Below are 15281 nucleotides of genomic sequence, written 5' to 3' on the forward strand. Positions count from 1 at the left end.
CCTCATGTCACGTCCACGTGTCCGTCCGCGCCCCTCGGCCGGTGACCAGCACCGGGCCGGCCCACTGACCTACGTCCTGCTCGGCCTGGCCGCGCTGGTCTCCCTCTTTCCGCTGTACTGGAACCTGGTCGCCGCCTCGCACTCGGGCGAGCGCGTCGTCTCTCCCCCGGCGCCGCTGCTGCCCGGCCCCCGGCTCTTCGACAACCTCACCTTCGCCTGGAAACAGGTGGACATGGGCGAGGCACTCGTCAACACCACGATCGTGGCGGGCCTGGTGGCGCTCTCCACGGTGCTGTTCTCCACGCTGGCCGGCTTCGCCTTCGCCAAACTGCCGTTCAGGGGGCGGAACGCCATGCTGACGCTGGTCGTGGCGACGATGACGATCCCGCCGCAGCTGAGCGTGATCCCGCTGTACCGGATCATCACCGACCTGGGCTGGGTCGACCAGCTCCAGTCCGTCGTCCTGCCCTCCCTGGTCGCCGCGTTCGGCGTGTTCTTCATGCGCCAGTACCTGATCGAGGCGCTGCCGCTGGAGCTGGTGGAGGCCGCCCGGGTGGACGGCGCGCACAGTCTGCGGATCGTCTGGCACGTGGTCTTCCCGGTGGCCAGGCCCGCGATGGCGGTGCTCGGCATGCTGGTGTTCGTGCAGGCCTGGAACGACTTCTTCTGGCCGTTCATCGCCCTCACCCCGGACGGGAACCCCACGCTCCAGGTGGCGCTCGCCGGTCTCGGCGCGGGGAACCACACCGTCGACCAGTCGATCGTGCTGACCGGCGCGCTGCTCTCCACGCTGCCGCTGCTGCTGGTCTTCGCCGTGCTCGGCAAGCACATCGTGGGCGGCATCACCACGGGCGCCGTCAAGAACTGACCGACGCGCCCTCCCCCCTCCTTCCTCCGTACCCTCCTCTCCCCTGGGAGCACTTCCGCATGACCGCGACAGATCCCCGACCGCTGACCACGGCCCGTACGTTCCCGCCCGGCTTCCTGTGGGGCGCCGCCACCGCCGCGTACCAGATCGAGGGGGCGGCGGCCGAGGACGGCCGTACGCCCTCGATCTGGGACACGTTCTCGCACACCCCGGGCAGGGTGTTCGAGGGCCACACCGGTGACGTGGCGGTCGACCACTACCACCGCTTCCGGGACGACGTCCGGTTGATGGCCGACATGGGCCTGAACGCCTACCGGTTCTCCGTCTCCTGGCCACGGGTCCAGCCCACCGGCCGCGGACCGGCGGTCCAGAAGGGCCTGGACTTCTACCGCCGGCTCGTCGACGAACTGCTCGCGGCCGGCATCGAACCCGTCGTGACGCTCTACCACTGGGACCTGCCGCAGCACCTGGAGACGGCCGGCGGCTGGCCCGAGCGGTCCACGGCCGAGCGGTTCGGCGCGTACGCGGCGCTGGTCGGCGAGGCGCTCGGCGACCGGGTCACCCGCTGGACCACCCTCAACGAGCCCTGGTGCAGCGCCTTCCTCGGCTACGGCTCCGGGGTGCACGCACCCGGCCACACCGACCCGGTCGCGGCCCTGCGCGCCGCCCACCACCTGAACCTGGGCCACGGGCTCGCCGCTCAGGCGCTGCGCTCCGCGCTGCCCGGGCGGGCCTCGCTCTCCGTCAGCCTGAACCTGCACGCGATCCAGCCGCTCACGGCGTCGGCGGCGGACCAGGAGGCGGCCCGCCGGATCGACGCGGTCGGCAACCGGGTCTTCCTGGGCCCGATGCTCGACGGGGCGTACCCGCCGGACCTCCTCGCCGACACCGCCTCCCTCACCGACTGGGCGTTCGTACGGGACGGGGACACCGGGACGATCCGGCAGCCGCTGGACTGGCTGGGCGTCAACTACTACACGCCGACGGTGGTCTCGTCGGTGACCGAGGGGATGGCGAAGCCGCAGGACGACGGGCACGGGGCGAGCGACCACTCCCCCTGGCCCGGTGCGGACGACGTCGCCTTCCACCAGGCACCCGGCGCGCGGACGGCGATGGGCTGGGCGGTGGACCCGGACGCGCTCCACGAGCTGCTGACCCGGCTCGCGGCGCGCCACCCGGACCTTCCGCTGGTGATCACGGAGAACGGTGCCGCGTACGAGGACGAGGTCGGCCCCGACGGCACGGTCCACGACCCCGAGCGGATCGCCTACGTGCACGGTCATCTGGCGGCCACGCACCGGGCGATCGCCGACGGGGCCGACGTACGCGGCTACTTCCTCTGGTCGCTCCTGGACAACTTCGAGTGGGCGTACGGCTACCAGAAGCGGTTCGGCGCCGTCCATGTGGACTACGCGACGATGGCGCGTACGCCGAAGGCGAGTGCACGCTGGTACGCGCGCGTGGCCCGGTCCGGCGAGCTGCTCGACCCTCCAGGCAGCGCGACGTAAGCGCAGGTCAGAGCCTTCCGGCATGCGCGGGGCACCCACACGGCGTAACGTCACGAAAGGATCTCGGGTACCCCCGACCGCACCGGGAGGCTGTGTGCGCGACTCCAGGATCGAGGACGACGCGACGCCGTCGTCCTCGCGCGGTCGGCGAATACGGCTCGCGGTGACGGCGGCCGGGGTGGCTCTCCTGGCCGTCGGCGGACTGTACGCGGCGGGCCTGATCGCCACCGGGGACGAGATACCCGACGGCACCCGGGTGGGCGGGGTGGACATCGGCGGCATGAGCCGCGAGGAGGCCCGCGCGAAGCTGACGTCATCGGCGCCGCCGTCCTGGACCGCGCCGATACCGGTGCGGATCGGCGAGAGCACCGGCACCGTCGATCCCGCCGCGGCCGGACTGGGCGTCGACGTGACGAAGACCGTCGACAAGGCGGCCGACCCGGCGCGTGATCCGGTGACCGTGATCGGCCGGCTGTTCTCCTCCGACGAGCGGGACGTCGCACCCGTCGTCACCTTCGACGAGACCAAGGCCCGGGCGGCGATGACCGAGACGGCCCGCACCTACGACCGCACGACCGTGGAGGGCGCCGTCTCCTTCAGGAACGGCCAGGCGGTGACCGTCCAGGCCCGGAACGGCCAGAAGCTGGACGTCGGCAGCTCGGTGGACACCCTGCGCGCCCACTACCCCGAGGCCGACGGCGAGGACCCGGTGACGCTGCCGACGGCCGTGGCCCGGCCCAAGGTCGACGCCGCCGAGACGGCGCGCTTCCTCAACACCTTCGGTACGCCCGCGATGTCCGGGCCGGTCGTCCTCACCGTCGACGGCGAACGTCTGCGGATCACACCGACCACCCTCGGCGCCCATCTGACGGTGAAGGCGGACGACAAGGGCCGGCTCGTCCCCACGCTCGATGCCAAGGGTCTGCTCCGCGACCCGGCCGTCGCCCGTCCGCTCGACTCGATCGCGACCGGTCCGGTCGAGGCACGCCTCGGCGTGGAGAACGGCCGGGTGGTGGTCCTCACCGACGGCAGGCCGGGCCACGAGGTGACCGCGAAGGCCCTGGGCGACGCGGTGATGCCGTTGTTGCCGAAGCGGGGCGAGGCCGCTCGGACCGGTCCGGTGGCCACGGAGCTGATCCAGCCCGTGCTGACCCGGGAGTCCGTGGCGAAGATGGGCATCAAGGAGCAGATGTCGACGTTCACCGTCAACTTCCCCACCGCGCCCTACCGGACGATCAACATCGGCCGTGCGGTCGAGTTGATCAACGGCTCTCTGGTGAAGCCGGGCGAGGTGTGGAGCTTCAACCGGACGGTCGGGGAACGCACCAAGGCCAACGGTTTCGTGGACGGCACGATGATCCTGGACGGCCAGTACCACTCGGCGCCGGGCGGCGGGGTCTCCGCCGTGGCGACCACGGTCTTCAACGCCATCTTCTTCGCCGGGGTGAAGCCGGTCGAGTACGGCGCGCACTCCTTCTACATCGAGCGGTACCCGCCGGGCCGCGAGGCCACGGTGGCCTGGGGGACGCTCGACCTGAAGTTCCGCAACAACTCGGACGCGTGGATCTACATCCGGGCGAGCGCGACGGACTCCTCGGTGACCGTCAGCTTCCTCGGCACGAAGAAGTACGACGCGGTGGAGGCGGTGGAAGGGCCCCGCACCAACCTCACGGAGCCCGCCGAGCGGAAGGGCACCGGTCCGAAGTGCGAGCCGCAGCCCCCGCTGGAGGGCTTCGACATCACCGTGGACCGGGTCTTCCGCGACGGTGGGGCGGAGGTCGGCCGGGAGACCTTCCGTACGCACTACACCCCGCGCGACCGCGTCACGTGCGAACCGGAGGAGCCTCCGCCGCCAACACCTGAAGCAGGTGAGTGACGGCCTCCGCGACGGCCGTGCGCGCCGGGCCGAGGTAGCGGCGCGGGTCGACGGTCGAGGCGTTCTCCGCCAGGTGGGTCCGGACGGCGCCGGTGAACGCCTTGTTGAGGTGGGTCGCGACGTTCACCTTCGTCATGCCGGCGTGGACGGCCCGGCCGAGGTCCTCGTCGGGGACGCCCGAGGAGCCGTGCAGGACGAGAGGGACGTCCACGGCCCCACGCAGCCGGGCGATGAGCGCGAGGTCGAGGACGGCGTCCCGGGTGAGCATCGCGTGCGAGCTGCCGACGGCGACGGCGAGGGCGTCGACGCCGGTGGCGGCGACGAACGCGCGGGCCTCGTCCGGGTCGGTGCGGACCCCGGGGGCGTGGGCGCCGTCCTTGCCGCCGACCTCGCCGAGTTCGGCCTCCACCCAGACGCCGTGTCGGTGGCAGTGGTCCGTCATCGCGCGGGTGGCGGCGACGTTCTCCTCGTACGGGAGGGTCGACGCGTCGAACATGACGGAGCGGAAGCCCAGCTCGACGGCCTCGTGGACGAGTTCGGGCGACTCGGCGTGGTCGAGGTGGACGGCGACGGGGACGGCGGCGCGGCGGGCGATGGCGAGGGTGGCGAGGCCGACGGGCTCCAGGGAGCCGTGGTAGCGGACGGTGTTCTCGCTGATCTGGAGGATGACGGGCAGGTGCGCGGCCTCGGCGCCCGCGACGATGGCCTGCGCGTGCTCGATCTGGATGACGTTGAAGGCCCCGGCGCCGGCCTTCCGGTCACGGGCGCCGAGGACGATCTCGCCGGTGGCGGTGAGCGGCATCAGCTCTCCTCCGTACCGGCCGTGGTGAGGACGACGGACCGCGTGAGGTTGCGGGGGCGGTCGGGGTCCTGGCCCTGGGCCTCGGCGAGCAGGACGGCGAGCCGCTGGACGCGGACGAGGTCGGCCATCGGGTCGAGCTCCGCCTCGGTGTCGCCGGACTCGGCGACGAGGGTGCCGCCGGCGCGGGCGACGTCGTCGGCGAGGCCGGCGGGGACGGGGCCGAAGGCCCAGGTGACGCGGCCGGGCGCGGTGATGCTGATGGGGCCGTGGCGGTACTCCATGGCCGGGTAGCCCTCGGTCCAGGCCCCCGCCGCCTCGCGCATCTTCAGGCCGGCTTCGAGGGCGAGGCCGTAGGTCCAGCCGGTCCCCAGGAAGGTGTACTGCTCCGCTCCGGTGACCGCCGCCGCGAGGGGTTCGGTGACGGCGCGCTCGGCGTCCTCGGCGGCGCGCTCGACGGTCCGCACCCCGGCCGGGAGAGCGTTCTCGGCCTCCAGGTGGGCGCGGAGCAGGGCGAGGGCGGTGGTGGCGAAGCGGGTCTGCACCACCGACTCCTCGTCGGCGAAGTCGAGGACGGCCACGGCGTCGGCGGCCGTCATGACGGGGGTCGTGGGGTCGGCGGTGAGGGCGCCGGTGGGGACGGTCCCCTGGACGCGCCGGAGCAGGTCGAGGACCTCGGTCGTGGTGCCGGAGCGGGTGATCGCGAGGACCCGGTCGTAGCGGCGGCCGAGGGGGAACTCGGAGGCGGCGAAGGCGTCGGTCTCGCCGTGGCCGCCGGCCTCCCGGAGCTGGGCGTAGGCCTGGGCGATGAACCAGGAGGTGCCGCAGCCGACGACGGCGACGCGCTCGCCGCGCGCCGGGAGCGCCGCGCGGTGCTGGGGCAGGGTCTCGGCGGCCTTGCGCCAGGAGGCGGGCTGGGAGGCGATTTCGGCGGCGGTGCGGGAGGGTCCCGAGGTGGGCACGTGCGGCTCCTTCACAGACACAGGATGCTCAGTCTTGCTCGTAACAGATTATTTTCGAGCATCTTCGAGCAGTAGCTACGGGCGTAGTATCCATCAGCCGGGGCGTGCGGTCCAGGGTTCACCGGCTCGGCGCGGCGCTAAAATCGCGATCATGTCGAAGCACGAGCGGTGGACCACGCTCCTCGAACTGCTCGCCGCGACCGGCAGACTGGAGGTCGAGGAGGCCGCCGGCACCCTTGACGTCTCGCCCGCCACCATCCGCCGGGACCTCGACGAGCTCGCCGAGCAGCGTCTGCTCGTCCGCACCCGGGGCGGGGCCGTCCCGCACGGCGTCTCCTACGAGCTGCCCCTGCGTTACAAGTCCTCCCGGCACGCCGCGGAGAAGCAGCGCATCGCCGCGGCCGTCGCCGAACTGGTCCACGAGGGCGAGGTGGTGGGCCTCAACGGCGGGACGACCACGACGGAGGTGGCCCGTGCGCTCGCCCTGCGCTTCGGCGGCGGCCGGCCCGAAGCCCCCGGTACGCCGCCCGCGCCCGCGCTGACGGTGGTGACCAACGCCCTGAACATCGCGGGCGAGCTGGCCGTACGCCCGCAGATCAAGATCGTCGTCTCCGGCGGGGTGGCCCGGCCGCAGACGTACGAACTCGTCGGCCCGCTGGCGGCGGGCGTCCTGGACGAGGTCGTGCTCGACGTCGTCGTCCTCGGCGTCGACGGCATCGACCCCGACCTCGGGATCATGGCGCACCACGAGGACGAGGCGGGGATCAGCCGGCTGTTGGCCGAGCGCGCGAGCCGGGTCGTCGTGGTCACCGACGCCTCGAAGATGGGGCGGCGCGCCTTCGCCCGGATCTGCGGGCTCGACCGGGTCGACGTGCTGGTCACCGACGCGGGCCTGCCCGCGGAGGCGGTGCGGCGGCTGGCCGAGGCCGACGTGGAGGTCATCACCGTCTGATCCGCCGCCGCACCGCGCCCGTGGTCCGTCAGGCGGTGATGATGCCCGGGTCGCTGACGCCCGCCGCGCCGTTCTCGACATGGCCCGCGAAGCGGCGCAGGAAGGTGGCGTTGCCGCTGGAGACCACCGAGAGGTCGTACCAGCGCTTGCTGCCGGCCAGATCCACGGTGTGCTTCACGGTCGCGCCCTGGGCCACGGTGACCCGCTGCGACTGCCCACCGTAGGCGGGGGCGCTGGTGACCGTGAGCGTGACGGCGGCGGCGCCGGTGTTCGTCATCGTCAGCACGAGGCTTCCGGTGGCGGCGTCATGACGGGCCGTCACCTCGGGGCCGGCCGTCTTCCCCGGTCCCCGGAAGGTACGCAGGAAACCGTTGGGGCCGGTGACGGTGAGGTCGTAGACCCCCGCGGAGTACGCCGTGTTCCAGGTGTCCGCGAGGGACTTGCCGGCCGACACCGTGTACGTCCACGGGCCGTCGGTGCGGTTGGGCGCGGTGATGTAGAAGAACGCGCCTGCCCGGGCGCCCGCCCCGAAGGTGACGGTGAAGCGTCCGGTGGACGGCGTCGCCGTGCCGTCCACGTACAGCTCGTACGGCAGCGCCCTGGTGGGGCGCGCGCCCCGCTCCTGGACCGGCAGGGCGGGCTGGGCGGGCGGCTTGGGCACGTAGCTGGGGTGGCGGTCGTTGTCCAGCGGCTTGTAGGCCGAGGTGTCGGGGAGCGCCGGGCGGGCGGTGTCCTCGAGACCGAAGTCGAAGGCTGAGGTCAGGTCGCCGCAGATGGCGCGCCGCCAGGGCGAGATCTGCGGCTCCTGCACCCCGAAGCGGCGCTCCATGAACCGGATGATCGAGGTGTGGTCGAAGACCTCGGAGCAGACGTAACCGCCCTTGCTCCAGGGCGAGACGACCAGCATGGGGACGCGCTGGCCGAGGCCGTAGACGCCGGCGGCGTAGCTCGCGTTGCCGGAGAAGTGGTCGAGGGAGGTGTCGACGGTGGAGAGCCCCTGGGCGGCCGAGGCCGGCGGGTAGGGCGGGATCACGTGGTCGAAGTAGCCGTCGTTCTCGTCGTACGTGATGAACAGCGCGGTCTTGCTCCACACCTCCGGGTTGGAGGTCAGCGCGTCCAGGACCTGCGAGATGTACCAGGCGCCGTAGTTCGCGGGAAAGTTGGGGTGCTCGGTGAAGGCCTCGGGCGCGGCGATCCAGGAGATCTTCGGCAGCCGGTCCGCGGCGACGTCGGCGCGCAGGATGTCGAAGAACCCGTCGCCCTTGGAGACGTCGGTGCCGGTGCGGGCCTTGTCGTAGAGCGGGTTGCCCGGCTGGGCGTTGCGGTACTGGTTGAAGTACAGCAGGGAGTTGTCGCCGTAGTTGCCGCGGTAGGCGTCGTTGATCCAGCCCCAGTGGCCGGCGGCGTTCAGGCCGTCGCCGATGTCCTGGTAGATCTTCCAGGAGATCCCGGCCTGTTCGAGCCGCTCGGGGTACGTCGTCCAGCTGTATCCGGCCTCCTCGTTGCCGAGGACGGGTCCGCCGCCGGTGCGGTCGTTGCCTGTGTGCCCGGTCCACATGTAGTAGCGGTTGGGGTCCGTGGCGCCGATGAAGGAGCAGTGGTAGGCGTCGCAGACGGTGAACGCGTCGGCGAGGGCGTAGTGGAACGGGATGTCGTCCCGGTTCAGGTACGCCATGGTGCCCGCGGACTTGGCGGGGATCCACTGGTCGTACTTGCCGTTGTTGAACGCCTTGTGGCCGCCGGCCCAGTCGTGGTTCAGCCCGGCGATGAACTGCATGCCGAGGTCCTCGGCCGTCGGGTGGTACGGCAGCACGGTCTTGCCGCTGCCCTGCTGGTGCCAGACCGACTTACCGCTGGGCAGGGTGACGGGACGGGGGTCACCGAAGCCGCGGACGCCCTTGAGGGCGCCGAAGTAGTGGTCGAAGGAGCGGTTCTCCTGCATCAGCACGACGATGTGCTCGACGTCGGCGATGGTGCCGGACGTGCGGGCGGCCGGAATGGACGCGGCCCGGGCGATGCTGCTGTCCAGCGCGGCGAGTCCCGCGGTGGCGCCCGCTATCTGGAGGAAGCGGCGCCGGTTGATGTCGGTCATGTGTCTGAGCACCTCTGGTGGATTCCGGTGGGGGGAACGGCGGTCCGAGCGAGCCCAAGATCAGGGGGTGAGAGGTCGACTGCGTGTCGTCGACGCGTTGCGGCGCGGTACAGGACATGAACGTGGCACACATGAACGCGGAACAGGGTAGGGTCCGGTGCCGCCCGGCCGGGGGCGGACGTCCAAGAGTCCATGTGCTCGCGTGAGAAGTCCATGCGCCGCCCGTACGCCGTCCCCGCGCCGCCCGCACCCCAGGCGCGCGCCCTTGCCGGGAACCGGCCGTGGCCAGAATCTGTCCTCGTTGAAGAGGACTGGGGGCGGGATGAACGCATGGGTGGTACCCGGGTACAGGGAATCCCGGGAGCTGGGGGCGGGCGCCGGCGGACGGGTGGTGCTCGCCGTCCACGAGGCGACCGGGCTGCCGGTGGCGGTGAAGTACCTCGGTGAGCGCCTGCGGGCCGATCCCGCCTTCGTCCGGGGGTTCCGGGCGGAGGCACGGCGGCTCGCCGCACTCGAATCGCCGCACGTCGTGCGGTTGTACGAGTACGTGGAGGCGCCGTGGGGCGCCGCGATCGTGATGGAGCTGGTCGACGGGGTCGCCCTGCGCGCGCTGCTCGCCCGGGAGGGCGCCACCGGCCCCGAGGCAGCGCTCCTGGTCCTCAAGGGCTCGCTCCTCGGCCTGGCCGCCGCGCACCGGGCCGGGGTGGTGCACCGCGACTACAAGCCGGAGAACGTCCTGGTCGCGGCGGACGGCTCGTCCACGCTCGTGGACTTCGGAATCGCGACCGACCACGGCAGCACGCCGGGCATCGCGGGCACACCCGCGTACATGGCGCCCGAGCAGTGGAACGGGGAGCCCGCGTCCCCGGCCGCCGACGTCTACGCGGCGACCGCGACGTTCTTCGAGTGCCTGACCGGACGCAAGCCGTTCACCGGCCAGAACATCGCCGAGCTGGCGCTGCAGCACCTCGACGCGCCCGTGCCGGAGGCGGAGGTCCCCGAGCCCCTGCGGCCGCTGATCCGGCGTGGTCTGGCGAAGGCCCCCGAGCAGCGCCCCGCGCACGCGACGGCCTTCGTGGCGGAGCTGGAAGGGATCGCCACGGCCGCCTACGGGGCCGACTGGGAGGAGCGGGGGCAGCGCAGGCTCGCCGCGCTCGCCGCACTCCTGCCGCTGCTCTTCCCCAGCTCCGGCGGCGAACCGGCCACCGGCACGACCGCGCTCGCCACGACCACGCTGCCCGGGCCCTCGGGTCGCGGGCGCCGGCTGTGGCCGGAGATCGCCATCCCGGCCGGCATCACCGCGGTGATCCTGGCCCTCCTCGCAGCCGTCGCCGCCCGGGCCGGTGACGAGGGGGGCCGTACGACGGCGGAGGCGTTCGCCTCCACGAACGCGCTGCCGACCACCTCGCTGTCCCCCACGGCCGCGCCACCGACGAGCACGGCGTCTCCCGAAGCCACGCCCTCGGCGTCCGAGGAGGCGACCCCGTCGACCACCCCCACGCCGACGCTCACGGTGTCCCCGACGGCGACCTTCGTGACCCCGCCGACGACCCAGCCGCCGACCACACCACCGGCGACACCGCCCACGACGCCTCCGACCACTCCTCCCACGACACCGCCCACGACACGTCCGGTCGGCGTGAAGGCGGTCTCCGTCACCGCGCTGCGTCAGACGGGTACGACCACGGCGGAGGCGTCGTTCGAGGTCGTGACGGACGGAACCGGCCCGGTGGTCCTCCAGCTCTCCTGGTTCACGGCCGACACCAAGGGCGCGGCCGGCGTGCCGGACGGCTCCGAGAGCGTACGGCGCAGTGGCGCGACCCGGTACACGATCACGATGCCGCACACCTTCCCGAGGACCGGCGGCTGCTACTGGGGCGTCCGGGCGACCACGGACCCGGCCGCCGCGAACGGCGCTTCCACTCAGCAGATCCTCACGAGGAGGTGCACGATCTCATGAGCGGCGACGACCCCGACGAGTACAGCGCCACGGTGCTCGGCAGCCACTGGTTCGAGGGACCCGCGCGGGACGGGGAGCCGGATCGGGTGGAACCGGACCGGGTGGAGGGCGCGGTCCTGCGGTTCGGCCCCGGGGTGACTCCGGCGACCCGGCACCGCATGGCCGGTGGCCCGACGACCGCTCAGATCTGGCACGGCGCTCCGCCCGAGGCCCCGCCGCGCCGCCGTAGGGCGCTGCGCCGGTACGCCCTGCCCGCCGCCGTCCTGCTCGCCGCCCTCGCGTTCCTCGCCTGGCAGCGGCTCGGGCCGGAGGTCGCGGTACGCGGGGTCACGGTCGCCGCCCCGGCACGGCCGCCCGGCTGCGACGGCACCGCCGATGTCGTGGCGGTCGTCGAGACCGACGGGCGGCCCGGTGCCGTCACGTACCGCTGGGAGCGCAGTGACGGCACCTCCTCCGGGCTGCTGCGGGAGCGGCTCGCCCGCCATCAGACGCAGGCCCGCCTGCACCTGCTCTGGACGTTCCACGGTCCCGGCGAGCACCGGGCGACGGCACGGCTCGTCGTGGTCTCCCCCACCCGGCACACGGCGGAGACCCACTTCACCTACCGCTGCGAACCGACGTCCTAGGCACCCCCCAGCCCCCCTCCCGCCGATCGGGGCCGGACAGCAGCTCGGGCGTGGCGAAGGCCGGTGCCTGGTTCATGGCCGGATCGGTGAGGCGGGCGTAAACGGCACGCCAGGCGTCGGGGTCGTCTCCGAGCCGCTCGGCCACCAGCCGGGCGGCCTCTTCCAGGGCCGGCCCCACCATCCGGGCCGCGTCCGGCCTGCGGCGGGCGCGGCCCAGACAGCTCAGGACGACGGCCGCCGGCGCGGCCTCGCGGACGAGGTCCGGGCCGGAGAGCCGACCGGTCCTCAGCAGGTGGTCAAGGAGGGCGTCCACCGGCTCGCGCCCGTACGTGTCGACGCCGTGCCGGACGCGGGCCACGGTCACGTCCCGGTCCGGCGGCGTGCCGAACGCCGAAAGGCGGTGGAGGTGCGCGGCGTTGCGGATCCGGAAGTCCCGCGGAGCCGTGGGGTGCCTGACGACGGCCTCCCAGAAGGGGAAGGGGTCCCGCGCGTGCTCGGCCTCCAGTGCCTCCCAATCCGGGGTGCCCGGGGTGCTGTCGAGGAGGTGGCGGGGGTCCGCGTGCGTACGGCACTTCCGGAGCCGTGCCGCGAGGCGTCCGGGCGCCAGCTCCTTCGCGGCCCGGGCGGCGAGGACCGCGGCCGGGTCGTCACTCGCCAGTGCCTTCTGGCAGAGGCGGGTGACCGCGGCCCCGAGCCGTCCGCCCGCCGCGAGCGCGGCCAGCCTGCCGGGTCCGCCGTGGCGCAGCAGGTTGAGCGCGCCCGCGAGTTGCTGGGCCATCGTCAGGTGCTTGCCGGCCCTGTCGAAGACGAGCTCGATGAGTTCCGGTTCGCCCGACTCCAGCCATGCCGTACGACTGCCGGGGAGTTCGGCGAGGGGGTCGGCGCCCAGGTCGGCGACGAGGCGCGGCGCGACACCGCCCGGACGGGCGGCCACACGCCGGGCCACCTCCGGATCGCCGTTGGTGCGGAGCACGGCGAGATCCACGTCGGGGTCGGCCAGGTCGAGGAGCCGGTGCAGGGCGGTGGGGTCGAGCCAACGGGACTGCTCCGAGAGAACCGTCAGGGCCGACGGGTCACGCTGGTCGAGGAGGTACGCGAAAGGGGTGGGCGGGGTCGCGCGGGACCGTAGGACGAACGCGGCCAGCATCCACGGTCCGTCGGGGCCGATGCGGGCCATCACCGCGGCCAGGGCGGCGGGCGCCGCCACGCAGAGCAGCGTGCCCAGCGGCCATGCCCACAGGTGGTTGCCCCGCGCGAGCAGGCGCACCGCCGACTCGGGTGAGGTGGGCGGCTCGGTCGGGGCGAACGTCGAGGCATGGCAGACGGGTGCTCGCGCCTCCTCCAGGGGGACGGCGGTGCGCCGGGCGTCGAGCCGCGACCGGTCCAGGAGCCCGGGCCACGTGGCGGCGTGAAGACCCGTGTTTCCCGCGCCGTCGGTCTCCGTCAGAGACCGTCGGGCGGTTGCGGCGAGCCGCAGCCAGGCGTTCGCGTCCGCCCCCAGTTCGCGCTCCAGGAATGCGGCGAGGGAGCGCCGCCAGGCCGTGGGGAAGGCCAGGTGGTTCCAGTCGTGGGGGAACCGCAGCAGATGGGCGGCCGGGAGGTGGTACAGCAGGTCGTCGGCCGACACGATGCCGTGCAGATAGGACTGTTCGGCCATGCGCGCGAGGGAGCCGGACTCCGTCGTCTCCGCCATCCGGGCGAGAGCGTCCGCGCGGGTGGGCGGGTGGCACCGGTGCGCGAGGTCGTTCAGACCCTGCGCCAGACAGGCCTCGTACAGCCAGTCGGGGTGGCGTCGGCCGGGCACGTCGTCCCTGGGGTGGGCGGACAGGCGGCGCAGGACCTCCGGATCGTCCGGCAGCGGGGCGGTGCCGGGTGCGGCCAGCGACCGCAGCAGGTCGATCGCGCCGAGCGCGGCCCGTGCCCGCTCACCGACCGGTTCCGGGCTTCGCTGCTCGGGCAGGGTCGTCGGCGGCGCGACCTCGGTCCCGTTCGGCGTCGGCGTCGGCGTCGGCTGCTGGAGGCTCGCGCCCCTCGCCGCCTCCGCGCCCGCCTCCGCACCCGCCTCGCGCGCGGCCTCGCTCAGCGTGCCGAGATGATCGGGAAGGTTCCGCAGCAGCGTCTCCACGGCATCGGGGCGGCCCGCCAGATGTTCCTCGTACAGCGCGGTCAGCGTGGTTCGGACCCCAACGGTGTCCAGGCCCCGTTCTGTCACGGCGCGGAGCGCCTCCGCGGCACGGGCCGCCGGCCGGGCCGTCGTCACCAGCTCGGCGGGGTCGAGCAGCCCCGCTTCGACCATGCCCACGGCCCAGTCGCCGGCCGATTCGTCCAGCGCTTCCTCTGCCAGTCGGCGGTGCGGCGGGGTGAGGTTGCCCGCGATGCGGCCTCCGGCCCGCCACGGGCCGTTGAGCAGCGTCAGCCGGAACTCCGCGCGCTCGCTGTCCGTGGCGTCCTCGTGGCGGAGCAGCTCCTCCGCCGCCTTCGGCATGAAGGGACTCGTCCGGTTGGCCGCCGCCAGTGCGCGGAAGTCGTGGGCGTACGGCTCGTGGAGAAGGTCGCGCAGGGTACTGGTGCCACGAGAGACACCGAGGAGCCGTGGCAGCTCGGCCGGATCCTCGTACGGCTCTCCGGCGGCACGCAGCCGAGGCGCCGCGTCCACGCCTTCGAGCGCACCGGCGACCTCGGCGCGGATCTCCGTGTGGACGTGCGGGACGACGGACGGGTCGGCGAGCATGGCGCGCAGGGCGTCGGCGCCACGGCATTCCAGAACCCGCAGCAGGGCATGGCGCTGGGCCACTTTCCGTGCGCCCCAGGTCAGCGCCTGTCGCACCAGCGGCGGATCACCGCTGACGAGCAGGGGCGCGGTCCGGGCGCGTGACGCGGCGCCCGCGGGCGACAGCAGCTCCGCCCGAAGCGTCTCCTCCAGGGCGACGCGGCCCAGCGCGTGGGCGTGGACGACCGTGCGGCGCAGGGAGGGCGTGCAGCGGTTGTTGCGGTAGACGGCCGCGTTCACGCGCGGGTCGTCGGCGGCGACCAGTTGCTTGAGGACCCTGGCGTCGATCCGAGGGTGTCGGGCCAGCGCGGCGCGGGCCCGGCTGTCGCCGTGGAGAACGACGGCGTCGGTCAGCGAGGGGCCGGGGAGAGAGCCTCCCGCGAGGATCGTCTCCAGACTCCGCTGCGGCAGCGCGCCGAGCGCGGCCGCCGCGTGCGTGGGTGCCGCGTGCTCCAGGAGCAACGCCAGGGTGTCGCAGACCGACTTGGGCGGGAGCCGATCCGCTTCGGCGTCGCTCGGCACGGGCAGCGCGGCGAGCAGCTCCGGCAGTGTGCCCGGTGCGGTGGCGAGGGCGTCGTGGAGCCGGCGCCAGCGCTCCCCGGATCCCGCGAGGTGGCGAACCGTCAGTTCGCTCAGCAGCACGGCGGTGGCGCTCGTCGGCGGCAGGTCGCGGGAGAGTGCTCGCGCCAGGCCCCGGGCGGGGCGCGTCGAGCGGACCGCCGCGACGGCCGCGCTGTCGTCGCGACGGTCCGCCCCGACGGCCGTACCGTCACCGGCCGGAGCGCCGGGGCCGAGCAACGCGACGATCAGGCGACGCAGTTCGGCCGGGTCCGTGGGTGCACCGGGCATGCTCTTGCTCCCCCTCGCG

10 protein-coding genes are annotated in these 15281 nt (G+C 73.4%); 6 read left to right on the forward strand and 4 right to left on the reverse strand.

Annotated elements, in window-relative coordinates:
• Positions 1-4 precede the first annotated feature (4 nt).
• The 3 genes from ACWF79_RS15500 (at position 5) to ACWF79_RS15510 (ending at position 4252) form a co-directional block, all read left to right on the forward strand.
• Positions 5-868, forward strand: coding sequence for a carbohydrate ABC transporter permease (locus ACWF79_RS15500; protein ID WP_453728622.1), 864 nt, complete (start codon positions 5-7; stop codon positions 866-868).
• Between the two features lie 59 nt (positions 869-927).
• The gene (locus tag ACWF79_RS15505) at positions 928-2376 is read left to right on the forward strand and encodes a GH1 family beta-glucosidase (RefSeq protein WP_453728623.1); all 1449 of its coding nucleotides are present in this window, start codon (positions 928-930) and stop codon (positions 2374-2376) included.
• 94 nt (positions 2377-2470) lie between these two features.
• The gene (locus tag ACWF79_RS15510; RefSeq protein ID WP_453728624.1) at positions 2471-4252 is read left to right on the forward strand and encodes a VanW family protein; all 1782 of its coding nucleotides are present in this window, start codon (positions 2471-2473) and stop codon (positions 4250-4252) included.
• Here the strand turns inward: ACWF79_RS15510 and ACWF79_RS15515 are convergent.
• Positions 4200-5054 carry a class II fructose-bisphosphate aldolase gene (locus ACWF79_RS15515; RefSeq protein WP_453728625.1) on the reverse strand — a complete coding sequence of 285 codons (855 nt, stop codon included), beginning with the start codon at positions 5052-5054 and terminating at the stop codon, positions 4200-4202. The two genes, ACWF79_RS15510 and ACWF79_RS15515, sit on opposite strands and share 53 nt — an antisense overlap.
• Entirely contained in the window at positions 5054-6013 is a 960-nt protein-coding gene (locus ACWF79_RS15520; protein WP_453728626.1) for an SIS domain-containing protein, read from the reverse strand. Before ACWF79_RS15520 ends, ACWF79_RS15515 begins: the two co-directional genes overlap by 1 nt.
• 151 nt (positions 6014-6164) lie before the next feature.
• On the opposite strand from ACWF79_RS15520, the gene ACWF79_RS15525 reads away from it, so the two are divergent.
• Positions 6165-6965, forward strand: a complete 801-nt coding sequence (locus tag ACWF79_RS15525) for a DeoR/GlpR family DNA-binding transcription regulator (protein WP_453728627.1) — start codon at positions 6165-6167, stop codon at positions 6963-6965.
• A gap of 28 nt (positions 6966-6993) precedes the next feature.
• On the opposite strand, the gene ACWF79_RS15530 is transcribed toward ACWF79_RS15525, so the two are convergent.
• Positions 6994-9057: a phosphocholine-specific phospholipase C gene (locus ACWF79_RS15530; protein WP_453728628.1), complete on the reverse strand. Its 2064-nt coding sequence runs from the start codon at positions 9055-9057 to the stop codon at positions 6994-6996.
• Positions 9058-9379: 322 nt separating this feature from the next.
• Here ACWF79_RS15530 and ACWF79_RS15535 point away from each other — a divergent pair, with 322 nt between their 5' ends.
• Both ACWF79_RS15535 and ACWF79_RS15540 read left to right on the forward strand, forming a co-directional pair.
• On the forward strand, positions 9380-11017 hold the full coding sequence (locus ACWF79_RS15535) for a serine/threonine-protein kinase (RefSeq protein ID WP_453728629.1): 1638 nt from the start codon (positions 9380-9382) through the stop codon (positions 11015-11017).
• Positions 11014-11643 carry a hypothetical protein gene (locus ACWF79_RS15540; RefSeq protein WP_453728630.1) on the forward strand — a complete coding sequence of 210 codons (630 nt, stop codon included), beginning with the start codon at positions 11014-11016 and terminating at the stop codon, positions 11641-11643. The genes ACWF79_RS15535 and ACWF79_RS15540 overlap by 4 nt, the downstream gene beginning before the upstream one ends.
• Here ACWF79_RS15540 and ACWF79_RS15545 read toward each other — a convergent pair.
• Positions 11615-15262: a hypothetical protein gene (locus ACWF79_RS15545; protein ID WP_453728631.1), complete on the reverse strand. Its 3648-nt coding sequence runs from the start codon at positions 15260-15262 to the stop codon at positions 11615-11617. The genes ACWF79_RS15540 and ACWF79_RS15545 overlap by 29 nt on opposite strands.
• Between the last annotated feature and the right edge of the window lie 19 nt (positions 15263-15281).

It is taken from the genome of Streptomyces sp. NPDC054975 (genome assembly GCF_053609105.1).